This is a genomic window from Chitinophaga sp. CC14 (genome assembly GCF_048957795.1).
Lineage (GTDB): Bacteria > Bacteroidota > Bacteroidia > Chitinophagales > Chitinophagaceae > Chitinophaga > Chitinophaga ginsengisegetis.
On sequence record NZ_JARBFY010000008.1, the window covers coordinates 15,060 to 29,550 of the forward strand.

Consider the following 14,491-nt stretch of genomic DNA (forward strand, 5'->3'; position numbering starts at 1 on the left):
TTTTTATTGCATAGACTTTGTTAAATTGTGGTTGATAAACAGAAAGAATGGCTCATAGTATAAAACATTATCCCTCAATTGATACGACTGGCTTTGATCTCGACCCACAGGAAACTAAAAGATTTCTGGACAATCATGTTACCGTACCAGAGTTTGCAAAGCTGCGTGGAAAAAGCGCGCAAAGTATAAACAAACTTATCGGGAAGCCGGACGGCATTAAAGAAGAAGATCTATTTTGGTATCGCACCCGCAGGTATATCCCTCTGCATAAGTATCATCATCTGCTGCCGTCATCTGTTGAAATTGACACACGGGACTATGATCTTAATGAAAATGAACTAATGCGCTTTCTGCTTAGTCACTTAACCATTCCTGATTTTGCAAAGAAGCGTGGATCAACCGCCCAGGCTGTGCATTGGTTGATCAGTGATAATACTATTAACAAGGATGACATATTGCACTTTGGTGCAGTACAGTATATCCCATTGCATAAATACAAACACCTGCTACGATCAAAGAACAGCAAGGCTTCACGAAAAAAACAATGAACATGGCAGAGATAACACTTAAACCACTCAATGAATGGTATTTGGTCAAACCCAGGCCAGTCGCCACCCAATCGGCACATGGCATTATTATTCCGCCAAGTGCAGCAGGAAAAGCTAACACCGGTACTATAATTAAAAAATATGATGGCGCGCCTATACAAGAGGGCACGCTTGTACTTTATTCACCATTCGCTGTAATAGAGGTCAGCATCCAGGGCGAAACGCACGTATACGTAAAGCAGTACGATCTGATTGCAGACCTATCAGGTTTGGAAAACCATAAGTAAAATTATGCTGACTTTACTTGCTGGCCCGTAAGCCTGCAAGATTTTAAATGTGGCTCAAAATGAAATTAAATAAGAGGAAAGGTATTATTCAGATACCTGTAACCGTAGATGTGACAAAGAGTTATTTCATTAGAGAGCTTGCATACCATATGTATAAAAAAAGTATTGCCGATATTGCGGATCTTCCTACAGAGGATGCGATCATGATCATTTTCGATCATGCTCACAAGTATGGTAGGCTAGGGTTTACTGGAGGGGTTGGTGAAGTGATGGGTGTTCTAGGGGACGGACCGCACTTAGAGGAATACAACGAATGTTATAATAAAGCTACGGCTTATGTTGAAAAGAATTTACCTGTTTTGAAGAACGAACAGTAAGCAGGGGCTATTTGTTAATCTACACAACTGACTAAGGTATGATACAGTTTGTGGTTCATGGCGGCTATATAAAATCACCTGATGGTCAGCAGGAATTTATACCGGCTGACCAGGTTATGCAGAAATACGGGCTTTCGGAAAGCGAATGCCTACTGGTCAATTCTCCGGTTGAATACCAGGAGAAGATTAAAGGGCAACCTTATACACTTTATTTTAATCTACACCCCTGTCAGAATGGTGTGTATGTTTTGCCCGATCCCAAAATATTAAACGAGCATCCCCAAATGATCTGATGAATATACTGGAGCTGCCTGGAGCAATGTGCATTTGTCGATGACTATTTTAAAGTATAAGATGAAACAAGCAAGGTTACAACAGTGGATCGTTGGTGGCATCATAACCCTGATCGCCATTAACATCGTCTATACAATTATTACCACTCACATTAAACGATTAAAACATGAACGAATCGTTAAAGAAGGAGCTGCTGCTAATCCTTATCGACCTGCCCGTACTTCCGGGCCTGCCGGGCATTAAGCGCAGATAACTACCGTTTTTTATACACTTCAAATACTACAAGATGAAACTACTTAATTTTTTCAAACTGCTATTTCGCAGAACGAAGGGGACAACAAAGGATTATTATTTTAGGCTGTACCATGAACGTATATCCGTAACGGATACTGTATACAGCTTTCAGGCGAACAGTAAAAGCGAAGCAAAAAAAATATTCAAGATGTTTTTGTTCTCTCTAAATGGCAATGCTCATTTCGCCCATCCTATTGCAGTCCAGCCTAGCGTTGGGATGTTTGAAAAGACCTTTTGTTTAGGTAATAATTTTATGTCTGAAACGGCGGCTGATCACCTGGCTCACCAGGTATACAACCGCAAGGTTGATTCACCTGTTCAGGAACAACAGACCTTTTATTCCAGGATAAAAGACAGATTGATTAGATCTGCGAAACCTGCATAAATCAAAACCTCCAATATGGTAACTGATAATGAAACTTCTAAAGTATATGAACCGCCCTGGTGGGTCTTAACTTTATGTGTTGCCTTTGTGGTTACCATTTTAGGAGGCGGTTGGTTGTGGTTTGAAATACACATGCACAATATTAGCCGACCCGTTATTTGGAATGAACGGGATAGCATAGCAAATTCAAACCACGATCCCATTAATATCAACAGCAAACATCAACCGTTAATATCAGATGAAATGAAACTTTCCAAAAACAAGTATGTGATCAAGGGTCTGTACTCCGATGAAGATAGTAACAGACTATTTGTAGACGATAATCCTATCCCGTTAGAGCCGAGCTTAAAGGTTTGGAATAAAAGCCCGACCGGCTTTAATTGGGGGTATGGAGGTAGCGGGCCAGCGCAGAGTGCGCTGGCCATCTGCCTGCATTTATTTAAGTCAAAGGAAATAGCCCTTGCAGTATTCCAGGATTTCAAATTTAAGTTCGTTGCAAACTGGCCGCAAGAACAATCTTTTGAGGAAACAATAGATCTAACTGAATTTTTACGGGAGCATAGCGATAAGATAAAGGCAGCGCAGAACATGGATTAATCCGTCACGGGGTTGAACAGATCTATTTTATTTAGGACACTTTTTCAAAAGGGCATTTCGGGCATAAAATCTTTGGGGGAACATTGCAACGCTTTAGCCAGTTCATTTAACATCCTGGTACTAAAGTGCTTCCCCCTTTTATAGCTCTCAAATTGAGCGATATATCCCTCCGACTTACCCACCAAAAAGGAAAGATGTTCCTGTGAAATATCAAGTTCTATCCGTCTTGCTCTCACCCTATCGATTATATACCTATCTATTGCAGCCTGGTTCGCCATTACATTTTTGGAGCGAATCAAGACCAATGGCAAAAGGAAAACACATAACTATAGTTATGTGTTTTTGTCAAATTTAATTATCTTCAATGGATAAAAAACCCAATAATGAAACCGAAAGATAGATTAAAGTATTGGTATTTAGTAGAGATAACATAATTATTTTATCGAATGTGTGCTTTGGCACATATGTTATCTAATACCCATGAATAAGCGGGACATTGCTAATACAACCCCGATGCTAATGTAGCATCACCCCTGACAATCCCATTTTCCTCACCAAAACGAACTCCAGATGTGTAAACATATCACACGGTTACTGCCCTTTTGCCTATTGCATCCCATAGTTTTTATGGCATGTGGCAATTATGTTGAACAAGAACCAGCTCACCCGCCGAAGGTCAGTGTAGCAGAAGTAAAGCTCACAACTTTGTATGGTGGGCTTTCGTATTCAGCAAAGATTACTGAAAAATCAAGAGTGGAAATCTCCTTCATGTCATCCGGGCGCGTAAATAATGTCTTTGTAAAAGAAGGGAACTATATAAAGGCCGGGGACTTGCTGGCCTCCATAGATCCCTTTAAATACAAGTACGAACTGGACGCGGCTTATGCTGAACAGGAAAAAGCTCAGGACTTACTGGATCGGTATGCAAAACTATACGCTAAAGGAAGCCTGCCGGAAAAAGATTATGTCAATGCCAAGCTACAGCTACAGCAGGCAGAAGCAACTGCGAAAACAGCGCAGTTAAACATGGCAAACACCAAAGTCGCTGCCCCATCAACCGGAATTATAACAGCCTGTATCGAGAAAGGAACCTATGTTTCCCCTGGCGCACCTGCATTTACCGTTATCAATACAGACCAGGTATATGCCAATATCAGCGTACCAGAAGGTGAGATCGGCAGAATTTCTGTAGGCCAGGCGTGTAAGGTAATCATCCCTACCGTGGACAAAGAGCTACCTGCGACTATAACCATCGTCAATCCCGAAGCAGATGCCGCCAGCAGTACCTATACTGTAAAGATTATGCTTAACAATCCTGCCCGAAAGTTATTACCAGGTATGTTGGCTAACGTGAGCATCAGCACATCAGGCCCCCGCAACGTAATTGCCATTCCTTCGGGCGCACTTATCAAAGGGATAAATGGCAATAATTTTGTTTACACCCTGACCCCTGACAATAAAGCCCAAAGAGCTGATGTGCAGGTGGGTGAGCATACCGATAGCACTGTTGTTATAACAAGCGGCCTGCGGCCAGGCTCCAGGGTAATTACCGCAGGACAACAATCTCTAAACGAAGGCGATCCAGTAAGCCTTTGATTCCCTTACCAAAAGAGTGCATAATGTTTTTGATTAAAATAATAAAGGGGGCTATTGCAAATAGACCGGTGCCAATTTTATTAACTGTTATACTGGTAGCGTTGGGTGTCTACTCACTGCTCACCATGCCCAGGGCAGAGGACCCACGAATTACGGTGTTACAGGCGCAAGTGATCGCTTTCTATCCTGGGGCAGATGAAAAGCAGGTAGAGCAGCAGGTCACTGACCTGATCGAGAAATATATATTCAGCTTTGAGGAAGTGCGGAAGGGGAAAACAGTATCCTATTCCAAAGCAGGACAGGCCATTATTACGGTGGAGCTGGAGGGATGGGTAAAAGACACAAAGCTATTCTGGAACACCTTGCAGAATGGCATAAACACTACCCTGCGCCCACGATTACCTGCCGGTGTGGTTGGTCCTGTCGTGAACTCCGGCTATGCGGATGTGGTGGCGCATCTTATTACACTATCTTCCCCATCCCGCAGCTATGGGGAGCTGGCAAGTTACCTGGATAAATTTGAGGACGGTATCAAACCGCTTCCGGCAATCGCGCAGATCAAACGGTATGGAGAGCAGCGAGAACAGATACATATCACCATCCTGGATAACAAGCTACGTCTGTATGGGTTTGATTTTAACAGAATAGTACAGGTTTTACAGGCGCAGAACAGCACCGCATATTCAGGAGAGATTACCCTATCATCTGACAACGTTCCTTTGTTTTCGGACAACCGGTATAAGGATATATCTGAAATCAGTAACCAGATCATCTACAATACGCCGCAGGGTAATGCAATCCGGCTGAAAGACATTGCCAGAATTGAACGTGGCTATGAGCAACCGGTATCATATATCCGGTTCGGTAATGACCGGGCTGTGATGCTGGCAATTACCATGCAGCCAGGCAATAATGTGGTGCAGTTCGGGCACACACTGGAACAGCGGATTGCTGAAATCAGAAAGTCACTGCCGCCTGACGTGGAGGTAAACACAATTGTCAACCAGTCTAAATTTGTAGCTTCCACCATCAATCACTTCCTGGTAGAATTTGGCATTGCCATTGCCGCCGTAATATTGGTGGTAATGATCATGCTCCCATTCAGGATTGCTGTTATACCTGCCGCCGTTGCACCTATCTCCATCTTTATCGCAATAGGCATCCTCAATCTTTTAGGCATAGAGCTGCACCAGGTAAGCCTGGCTGGCCTCATTATCTGCCTGGGCATGGTCGTGGATGATGCAATAGTGGTGGTTGATTCCTACCTGGAGAAGCTGGATGCCGGAGAAAGCAGATGGAATGCAGCATGGTCATCTGCTTATGGCCTGTTTCTGCCTATTAGCGTAGCTACTGCCGCCATCATATTAACTTTCCTGCCGCTAAAGTTTTTTCTTACCGGTCTTGCCCGTGAGTTCATGCAGCCGTTGCCGATCTGTATTGCGGTTTCGCTAATTGTTTCACAGGCCGTTGCCATCTTCATTACTCCTTTGATGTGCTACACCTTTGTGCGGAAGGGCCTAAAGAAAGAGGGGAATGGCGCGCCAGTAAAGAGAAGCCTGTTGGATAGAACACAGCAGATCTTTGATGCCCTGGTTGAAAAATGCTTTCGCAATCCCAGGGCAACCCTGCTGGCCGGTGGCGCATCCGTATTGCTGGCAATTATCCTGGCAATGGTCGGCCAGGTGCCTCCTACCAAACCGGCAGAAAAGATAAAAATACCGGCTGCTCTTATTCAGCAAGAACTATTTCCCATCTTTGACCGGACGCAGCTCAACCTGGAGGTCACCCTACCCCCGAATGCCTCACTGGCAGCAACCGATTCTGTTGTCAGGAGAATAGAACAGATACTAAGAAAGGATAAACGTATCACCAATACGGCCAGCTTCATCGGCACCAGCTCCCCCCGCATCCATGTTACCTATGCGCCACAGGCTCCGCGAGAGAACCATGCACAGGTGTTCATCAATACGATCAGCGATGCAGCCACAAAGGAAATAGCCGCAGAATATTTCCAGCTCTTTGCCGATTTCATTCCTGGTGGCTACGTGCATGTCCGGCAGTTGAATTTCACACAAACCGTGGCACCTGTTGAGGTCCGTATTACCGGGCCTGACATAGAAGTGCAGACCCAAATTGGCAGGCAGGTTGCCACCATAATGAGGCGCGCACCAGGTACGAGCTGGATACGGACAGATTATGGCGAGGACTACTATGGTGCTACCCTGGAGCCGAAAACAGAAAAAGCCGCCCAGGCAGGCATTACCAATGCCAATATCATTAATACCCTGGGAGCAGGCTTACGTGGGATACCAGCATCTACCCTTTGGGAAGGCAATAAACCAGTAGATCTGCTATTAAGACTGGATGAAAGCAACCGTAATGGGTTTAAATCCCTCCAGGATATTTATGTTACAGGCCCGTATGGTAAGGTTCCTCTCCGGGAAATCACCACATTGAAGCAGTCCTGGCATACAGAAAACATCGTACACCGGAACGGCCTGCGCTGCCTTACTGTTATGGCCGAAGCCCAACAGGAAATAAAGGCATCGCAGATCATCAATGCCATACGCCCATACATCAACCAGATCAAACTGCCGCCCGGCTATACAATAACCTTCGGCGGGGAAGCGGAATCTGTGGACGAAAACATGCCACCCATGACAATCGCTTTGCTGGCAAGCATCTTAGCCATTTTCCTGCTACTACTTTTTTACTATAAGTCCATTACCAAAGCCCTGATCGTCCTTGCTACATTCCCATTAAGCCTGTTCGGCGCGATGTTAGGTTTATGGGTAACCGGTAATCCGATTGGGTTCACCAGCTATATGGGTATTGACAGCCTGACAGGGGTGGTGATCAGGAACGGGCTGATTAAAGTATCCTATGCGGATGATCTGGTAAAGGGCGGGCTTTCCATCCACGATGCGGCTATGGCATCAGCAAAGCGGAGAATGCGCCCCATCTTCCTTACCTCCATTGTAACTGCGATTGCCGTTATCCCAATGATCATGACACGCTCCCCCTTGTGGGCACCCCTGGCCTCTGTTGTGGCCTTTGGATCTATGGTTAGTATGTTCCAGACGTTATTCGTAATCCCTGTTTTATACTGGCGGTTTGTGAAGCCAGCAAATAATCAAGATCACGAACTGCCCAACACAACAAAACATATCACGATGCCCCATTTGTCAACGCCTATTATCCTGATGATACTGGCACCCTTCTTTATGCTGGCATCATCACCTGTTAAGGGGCAGGTTGCTGTGCCTGGAGATCAGGGGAAACAGGTGTTAACACTGGAGCAGTGTTTTAAAATTGCGCGGAACCAGAACAAAACCTTAAAAATTGCAGACGAAGAAATAGCTATAACTCAACCGATGATTAAGCAGGCTACAAAAGCAGCCCTTCCAACGGTTACCGGCGATGCTTCTGCTTTCTATCTGGCGAAACCATTAAGCCAGGTACTTCCCGGATACGGCGGCTATACGATGGTAAGTATTCAGCAGCCTGTTTATACAGGTGGCAAGATTAATCTTAGTAAAAAAGAAGCCAGGGAACTGAATGCAATGGCTAGTGATAAATGGCAGCTACAAATACACGGAATGCGGTATGAGATAGTGAAGGCGTACTGGAATATCGTGGCTGCTACATCCAAAGTAAAGCTGGCCTATCAACTCCAAACGCAAGTAAAGGCTCTGTATAATGATCTTAATAATTCTTATGAGGCTGGGGTGAGCTATAAGAATGATCTTTTACGTGCCGGGGTTCAGCTAAATGAATGTGAGCTGGCAATCAACCAGGCAACCAATGATCTTCAATTATCAAAAATGATCCTGGCGCAGTTGATCGGGTTGGGAACGGACACAGATCTGACCCCGGCAGATACAATAAGTATACATGCTCCTACCCCTACAGTTGAAAAGGTGATAGAGAAATTTGTTTACCCTGGAGAATTGACCGTGTTTCAGCACATGCTGGAAATAGAACGTATCAAGGAACACCAGCTAAAAGCAGAGTTACTGCCACAGATAAACCTATCCCTTAATGGGCTTTATTTTGCCGGAAAAAATAATGGGGGTGGTATACTACCGGACAATAACTTTGCCACCGGATATGGCATGATTAGCCTGCGCATTCCTATTCTGGATTGGGGCATGAAGCGGCAGCAGATCTCCAGCCAGCAGCATAGGATAGCTATGCAGCAGCTACAACTGGACGAAGCAAAAGAACAGCTTACCATCCATGAGCGCCAGGTTAATATGCAGTTGGATGAAGCGGTCCAACGGGTAGAGCTGGCGCGCGCTTCTTTACTCCAGGCATCAGAAAATCTCAAACTAAGTGACGACCGTTTCAAAGCTGGCACTACTACAGGGAAAGATGTACTGGAAGCACAGGTGCTTTGGCAACAAGCGCAGACCGGACTGATAAATGCTATCATCAACTTACACAATATCAAGGCATTACGTGACAAATTATCAACCGATACTATTTACTTTTAAAAAAACTTTTATCATGAACGATGTAATCAACTTCGCGGTAGTATCAGTCATCATGGAAAGGCTTAGGAAATACTCACCTGAAAGCATTATTAACGAATGCTTTCAGGAACATCCTGATCATCACCGGGCACACCTGCTGTCAAAGTTCCCTGAAAGCGGTAACATCCTGGAGCTGATCCCCAAACTGGATATGCCCCATGTTCGGGAGCTGAATGTATTCTTAAACAATTTGATGCCGCCAGATGAAAGAGAAAGCCTTGCATGGGCTGTGCCGCTGAAATAGCAAAGACTTATACAACAAAGTAAACTCACTTTATATGGAAAATACAAACCCACCGGATACCGTAAGAGCTATCTGTATAAACCCGCAGGCGCAGACGATAACTGATGTACTGATACCCAACAATGACAGCCTGGAAGTAGTATATAAACTGTTGCACTGCGAGAGCGTGCAGCTTGACGTATATGCAGTAGAAGCGCCGCATTATATGTATGTGGATGAAGAAGGTATGTACAATGAAAACTGTTCCTTTTCCCTAAATGGTTACGTATACTATGGGGCTGCACTAATCTTTTGTAAAGCATTGGATGAAGAAAAAGAATATGCGGACTGTACCCTCCAGCTTCACAGTATTATAAAGGGTGTGGTTTTTTACGATCAGATGCAGACAGCTATTGAGAAAGCTACTGGACTTGGCAATGGGCATCCGGCCAATAACTAAGTCTTTTTTGACCTACAATTGCCATAAAAAAGGGGCCTTCCTGGTAGGAAGGTCCCTTATCATTTCGGCCTTTCACCCAACAGCCATGCCCGGCAGTTGGATCATTTCAAATATAATCCTTTTTTCAAATGCAACAACCGTTTGCCGACCTCTACATTCATGTTCCTAACACCTTTTCACGGGATGAAACTCATTGGGCTATAGGCTTTTATGGAGAAAAAGCCACATTCCTTTTCCCGTCCCTAACCGGCACGATGGGGGTAGTAACGGTTACTACTAACCTTTCTATCCCACCCCTTGCTATCTTAGTGGCAAACCTGAAAGATCAATTTAAGCTCCGCAGTGTGATGGTAACCTTTATGAAACAGCTTAATAATGAGCAGTACAGTGATTTCCTGATCGAATAATTCAGTATCTTGCCTATCCGAATTTAGGTGAATAATTTTTTATATATGAGTGGATATATAAATCATATGCCGGATGGTAGTAAGTTGGGCGCTTTCGATAAAGTCTTTTATCTGTTAAGTATTCCTGGCGCATCTACAATACTGGACACCGAACTGGAGTTGATTGATCAGGGCCAGGTGTGGTATGAGGATATTGTAGCTGTAGTAGAAACTCCAGGACATGATACTGCATTATTTTGTTCTTCCTTACACATATACCAAAGAAACAGAATGCCGGATGACAGGAAGGTTACCTGGCTTCGGGTTCCCGGCGCGATAGCGTTATCTACTGTACCCCTTTTAAACCATTAAATTCCTAACCTTTTCAACCAACCTAATTAATCCCCACAAAATATGGATATTGATTTCGGACAAGTGTTTGACGTTCTTAAAAAAATCAAAACAGCCCACATTGCTGATGTTGTGGATCTGGCTTTCCCTACGTATACTATACCTCAAAGAATGGCGCTGGAGAAGCAATTCGACCATGACTATATAGCCTTTTACATGCAACTGTCACCAGAAGATCGCAGTGTATTTAGCCAATTCCTTAACCGGCTGCTACATGAACCCTTTGAGGAAATGCTGGAGGGCTTGAAAACAGGTCCCATTACTGATCATGAGCTTAAAAGACCTGATCAGCTCCAGGTCATTCAGGACCAAAGCAGTGAAGAATTTTATATTACCACCGGTGGTAATGATGCAATTACCCTGTTTAATCTTACGAAGGCTTCCTATGATATGGAACCTTCACTTATTGCCACCTATGCACACCTTTTTACGGCTGCTTACAATAGCACTATTTGCGAACGAATAAGCCCTGCTTCTGTGCCATTCCTGGTAAAACTTGCCAGTACCGGCAGGACATATCTGCAAATGCCAAATGATAAAAGAATGTCGTATGTTGAGATCTGCGAAACGGCGTTTTTCATTTGTTGGGGTAGTCGAGTTGACCATGATCCGTTGCTCATTGACCTGAACGCTCTTTCTGAAAACACTAAAGAAAAAATCGTGAACAACTTCGGCTACACGCTGAAAGAGCCGAGGCGTGGCAAGCAGAGTATTTTTGAAAAAAAAGGTGGCAACCTGCTTATAGCGAAGTGCATTTTTGAATTTGTAAACACGCGGCTAAATAAAGGCGCAAACCTAAGAGGGACAGAAGTAGATACAGAATATATTTATAAATGATTTGAGTATGAAATGCTTAAACGTGCAGACGGACAACGTAAAGACAGGGATTGAAATATTATCCCAAAACATTCCCGGCACCCGTACGGTGCTGGTTCAGATGAACAGCCATATCAACAACATCTATCCAACGGAAGCGGGGGCCACCCTTGTACTGGACGCGCTTGCACTTTTTGAATTAACTGGCAGTAGTATCTGGATAATATACGCCTACCTGACGGAAAGGAAGATGGCGAATTTTGTTTGCATTGTAGTAGCCTTAATTCTAAAGGTAATATCAAAAGAAGAAATCGAAGCAGCCATCGCGGCGCGTAAGTGGCCTACTACTAACCGAATGCAGGATATTTGTAATGAGGTTCATGACCATGTACCTGAATTTAATTTTGCGGCGTAGCTAAAAATGAACAAGGCTGTTATCCAAAAGAAAAATGTGCTGATCGCCCGGATGCTTGGATGGAAAGAAATGGAAATTGTTAACGGATCTCCTTTGTATTCCATCCCGGCTGATCACCACGCACAAATACTAAACCCTTACGAGTTAACCGGCCCGGTATGTACTGCGGACAGCCTGTGCTTTGAGAGCAATCCTAAATGGCAGGCCATCCTAATGCAATTTCTTTATACCTGCAACCTGGTTGGTTATTTTAAAATAGAAATGTGCGATTCCCATCCCAACCATGAGGGCTATCCATATACAAAAGTTAATATCACTTCCAGGATAAAGCAAATAAGAAAACACTACATCATTATAGCAGGCGACAGGGATTACATGACGGCGATCTTCGTTGCGGCCAGCCAGTTTGCTGAACAGTATCTAAAGCATGTGAAAAAAATATAACCCTATTAAAAAGAGGGGAACCCGTGAAGGTCCCCCCGATTGCCGGAATATCGTTAAACTCTCGACACACCTCTCACGTCTATTTCGTTGTATATAATACGGTCAACTCCGCAAAACGTACTACTCTATTAAAAAAAAGACAGCCAGGACTGACTGCCTCTGAATCTAACCGTCTTTCTTCTAATGAGAAGAAAATAAGATAGGAAAGGGGTCACCCATTTTCCAACCGACCCCTTGCGTATAAAACGGTTAAACCGGCCAAACGTACTACTCTGTTTGAAAAAAAAAGACAGCCATATATGACTGCCCTTATTAAGACGAGGGAAAAGGTCAGGTATTTCCCTGACCCCCTTATATATAATACGATCAACTCCGTAAAAAGTACCGACGTTTTGAAAATATTTTTTATCTGCTGCTATGGTATAGCTCCCTATCTATTATATAAACGAACAACTCTGCCTAACGTACTGACATTTTAGGAATTTTCTTTTCGGCAATTTATATAACATTGAAAGTCAATTACTAATGCCGATTTTCTATTATTACATCAGGCCCGCGCTGTCCTTCGGTAACTCTCACGAGCTTACCGTTCTTATCGAAATACACAAAAGATGGGGCACCGGTGGTATTGGGTATCCGGTATACGGTCCCGTTCTCATTCATTTCTACCACGCGGTAGCTCATGTTCTTCTTCTTCCATTCGGTTTCACTCATGCCCATATAATACCGGTGCTTTACTGCGGCGCAACTGATAGCCAGCAGCAGGATAAAGAAACAAATAGGTCTTAACATAGGTCGCATTTTTTAAATACGAATATACTTTGTTCCTGGTATAAAATCCCTTTTATTGTACCGGGCCAGTGCCGTTGAAATTTTAAGGCCAAAGGTCTTATCAAAGTGCGGATTATCCGGCTTCTTCCACTCCCCGCCCCAGGCCCAACCTTCGGCCTTAGCAATGTTTACTACCTCCCTCCAGTCAGGCACCTTATCTCCATCAAAATCCGTACGCATATCCCAGGTCGCAGTGACCTTACCGGAGGCATCCTTTATCAGCAGCACTATATCAAATGCAAGCCCATAGTTATGCCAGCTCTTACCCGCTACCGCGTCCGTTACTACCGGCCCCTCTATAGTCCTGCCCTGTGAATATAGAACCGCCTGATCTTCAAAGGTCCTTAGTGTTTGGGCGAACCGTAGGGAGGCGGTGCCAGCCAGGGCTTCTTCGGCCAGCTCGTATACCCGGAGGGCGCTATCCCTTACTGCCGGGTGAAGTAGCTGGATACGTGTTAAAGTAATCTTGTCCATTGATCAAAATTTAAGTAGTGAATATTGTATGCTCACGCCTATGGATGGTGCCCAGGCTGAACCGGTCCAGCCGTAGCCAATGTAAGGCCCGGCAGAAAATCGTTTGACAGGTGGAGTAATGGTAATGTTCCTGATGCCGCTGATGCGGGTATTGGGATTATAGCTGATACCTTGCAGCGTAAGCTGCTGTGGGGCAAACAGGCGCGCCCGTTTATATGCAGTAACAAAAGAAACAGAATCCCGGACCAGGTAAGAAAGCTGCATCTGTTTGGGAGTAAGAACAGCATCGAACCGGGACCACTGATCTGTATACTGGAATTTCGCGGTATCGCCTGATGGCGATTGGATAATGATCTTCGTGGTGCTGTCCGTTTTCATCAGGACAGTATCGCGGGTGTCCGTGGTGGCCTGCATATAGGCAGTCACATTTTTCAATTTCACATCAAAGTCCTTCCTGATCTGTTCCACTTCCATTGCAAAGAACTGTTGCAGGTCTGCCTTCGTTACCTGCGCAGTCAGCGCCTCTCCATGCCAGCGGCTTGCATCATCCTGCCAGATACGGATGCTATCGTTCTTCATGTTGATTACACTGGTCAGGCTCTTTTCGCGGGAACAGCTACGGTATTGTAGCACCGATAATACAATCAATGCCACGGCCAGGCCGAACAGGATACTATTTTTCATCTTCTGAATTTTGCGCTGTGTTTTTCTTTAAGGAAAAAGTGAGCAGTTTTAAAATGGGCGTAATGAAGTATTTGGAGAATAGGCTATTGTTGTCAATCGCTTTGAGGTTATCGAATATGGTAAAGACCTCTATGTATATAATCAGTACCAGCAGGGCATCGCTGATGTAACCAGTAACCAGGTTGTCCTTCGGTGCCACATTCGCCAGGATGATAGCGGCCACGATGGCCCCCGTGTACTGGATAAACCGCTTCAATGTATCCATCATGCCAGTGGAAGTACGTATCATTTTCAATACAATGGATTTTGCAACGCCCGTTACCAGGTCGAATACCATTGCAACGTATACCCACACCAGCAGGGTAGTATTGGGCCATACAATATTGATGTTCCGTATACCGGTTACGAACCGGTCATTGATTTCAAGTTCCATA

Annotated in this window: 20 protein-coding genes; 15 read left to right on the plus strand and 5 right to left on the minus strand. The window is 44.5% G+C overall.

Annotated features, from left to right (window positions below; translation table 11 throughout):
- Positions 1-47: 47 nt before the first annotated feature.
- From PV783_RS34150 to PV783_RS34175, 6 genes are all read left to right on the plus strand, one after another.
- A complete protein-coding gene (locus PV783_RS34150) occupies positions 48-548 on the plus strand; it encodes a hypothetical protein (protein ID WP_420991192.1) in 501 nt (166 codons plus the stop codon).
- Between the two features lie 2 nt (positions 549-550).
- Positions 551-835, plus strand: a complete 285-nt coding sequence (locus PV783_RS34155) for a hypothetical protein (protein WP_420991193.1) — start codon at positions 551-553, stop codon at positions 833-835.
- Positions 836-894: 59 nt separating this feature from the next.
- Positions 895-1,212, plus strand: a complete 318-nt coding sequence (locus PV783_RS34160) for a hypothetical protein (protein WP_420991194.1) — start codon at positions 895-897, stop codon at positions 1,210-1,212.
- 354 nt (positions 1,213-1,566) lie between these two features.
- Positions 1,567-1,749, plus strand: a complete 183-nt coding sequence (locus PV783_RS34165; RefSeq protein WP_420991195.1) for a hypothetical protein — start codon at positions 1,567-1,569, stop codon at positions 1,747-1,749.
- Between the two features lie 43 nt (positions 1,750-1,792).
- Positions 1,793-2,185, plus strand: coding sequence for a hypothetical protein (locus tag PV783_RS34170; protein ID WP_420991196.1), 393 nt, complete (start codon positions 1,793-1,795; stop codon positions 2,183-2,185).
- A gap of 15 nt (positions 2,186-2,200) precedes the next feature.
- Positions 2,201-2,782, plus strand: a complete 582-nt coding sequence (locus PV783_RS34175) for a DUF6166 domain-containing protein (RefSeq protein ID WP_420991197.1) — start codon at positions 2,201-2,203, stop codon at positions 2,780-2,782.
- 44 nt (positions 2,783-2,826) lie between these two features.
- Here PV783_RS34175 and PV783_RS34180 read toward each other — a convergent pair whose 3' ends face one another.
- Positions 2,827-3,060 (minus strand): helix-turn-helix domain-containing protein, encoded by a 234-nt coding sequence (locus PV783_RS34180; protein WP_420991198.1) that lies wholly within the window; start codon positions 3,058-3,060, stop codon positions 2,827-2,829.
- A gap of 292 nt (positions 3,061-3,352) precedes the next feature.
- On the opposite strand from PV783_RS34180, the gene PV783_RS34185 reads away from it, so the two are divergent.
- The 9 genes from PV783_RS34185 (at position 3,353) to PV783_RS34225 (ending at position 12,068) form a co-directional block, all read left to right on the plus strand.
- Entirely contained in the window at positions 3,353-4,378 is a 1,026-nt protein-coding gene (locus PV783_RS34185; RefSeq protein WP_420991199.1) for an efflux RND transporter periplasmic adaptor subunit, read from the plus strand.
- A 23-nt stretch (positions 4,379-4,401) separates the two neighbouring features.
- Complete coding sequence (locus PV783_RS34190) at positions 4,402-8,874, plus strand: efflux RND transporter permease subunit (protein ID WP_420991200.1); 4,473 nt, start codon at positions 4,402-4,404, stop codon at positions 8,872-8,874.
- Between the two features lie 13 nt (positions 8,875-8,887).
- Complete coding sequence (locus PV783_RS34195; protein ID WP_420991201.1) at positions 8,888-9,157, plus strand: hypothetical protein; 270 nt, start codon at positions 8,888-8,890, stop codon at positions 9,155-9,157.
- A 34-nt stretch (positions 9,158-9,191) separates the two neighbouring features.
- On the plus strand, positions 9,192-9,596 hold the full coding sequence (locus tag PV783_RS34200) for a hypothetical protein (protein WP_420991202.1): 405 nt from the start codon (positions 9,192-9,194) through the stop codon (positions 9,594-9,596).
- A gap of 128 nt (positions 9,597-9,724) precedes the next feature.
- The gene (locus PV783_RS34205) at positions 9,725-10,003 is read left to right on the plus strand and encodes a hypothetical protein (RefSeq protein ID WP_420991203.1); all 279 of its coding nucleotides are present in this window, start codon (positions 9,725-9,727) and stop codon (positions 10,001-10,003) included.
- A 45-nt stretch (positions 10,004-10,048) separates the two neighbouring features.
- Positions 10,049-10,354 (plus strand): hypothetical protein, encoded by a 306-nt coding sequence (locus PV783_RS34210; protein WP_420991204.1) that lies wholly within the window; start codon positions 10,049-10,051, stop codon positions 10,352-10,354.
- A gap of 42 nt (positions 10,355-10,396) precedes the next feature.
- The gene (locus tag PV783_RS34215) at positions 10,397-11,230 is read left to right on the plus strand and encodes a hypothetical protein (protein WP_420991205.1); all 834 of its coding nucleotides are present in this window, start codon (positions 10,397-10,399) and stop codon (positions 11,228-11,230) included.
- Positions 11,231-11,237: 7 nt separating this feature from the next.
- Entirely contained in the window at positions 11,238-11,624 is a 387-nt protein-coding gene (locus PV783_RS34220) for a hypothetical protein (protein WP_420991206.1), read from the plus strand.
- Positions 11,625-11,630: 6 nt separating this feature from the next.
- A complete protein-coding gene (locus tag PV783_RS34225) occupies positions 11,631-12,068 on the plus strand; it encodes a hypothetical protein (RefSeq protein WP_420991207.1) in 438 nt (145 codons plus the stop codon).
- Between the two features lie 522 nt (positions 12,069-12,590).
- On the opposite strand, the gene PV783_RS34230 is transcribed toward PV783_RS34225, so the two are convergent.
- From PV783_RS34230 to PV783_RS34245, 4 genes are read right to left on the minus strand one after another with little or no spacing between them, the layout of a single operon-like run.
- Entirely contained in the window at positions 12,591-12,860 is a 270-nt protein-coding gene (locus tag PV783_RS34230; RefSeq protein ID WP_420991208.1) for a hypothetical protein, read from the minus strand.
- 12 nt (positions 12,861-12,872) lie between these two features.
- The gene (locus tag PV783_RS34235; RefSeq protein ID WP_420991209.1) at positions 12,873-13,373 is read right to left on the minus strand and encodes a M15 family metallopeptidase; all 501 of its coding nucleotides are present in this window, start codon (positions 13,371-13,373) and stop codon (positions 12,873-12,875) included.
- A 3-nt stretch (positions 13,374-13,376) separates the two neighbouring features.
- Entirely contained in the window at positions 13,377-14,057 is a 681-nt protein-coding gene (locus PV783_RS34240; RefSeq protein WP_420991210.1) for a DUF6549 family protein, read from the minus strand.
- Positions 14,047-14,490 (minus strand): phage holin family protein, encoded by a 444-nt coding sequence (locus tag PV783_RS34245; protein ID WP_420991211.1) that lies wholly within the window; start codon positions 14,488-14,490, stop codon positions 14,047-14,049. Before PV783_RS34245 ends, PV783_RS34240 begins: the two co-directional genes overlap by 11 nt.
- Position 14,491: the final 1 nt, after the last annotated feature.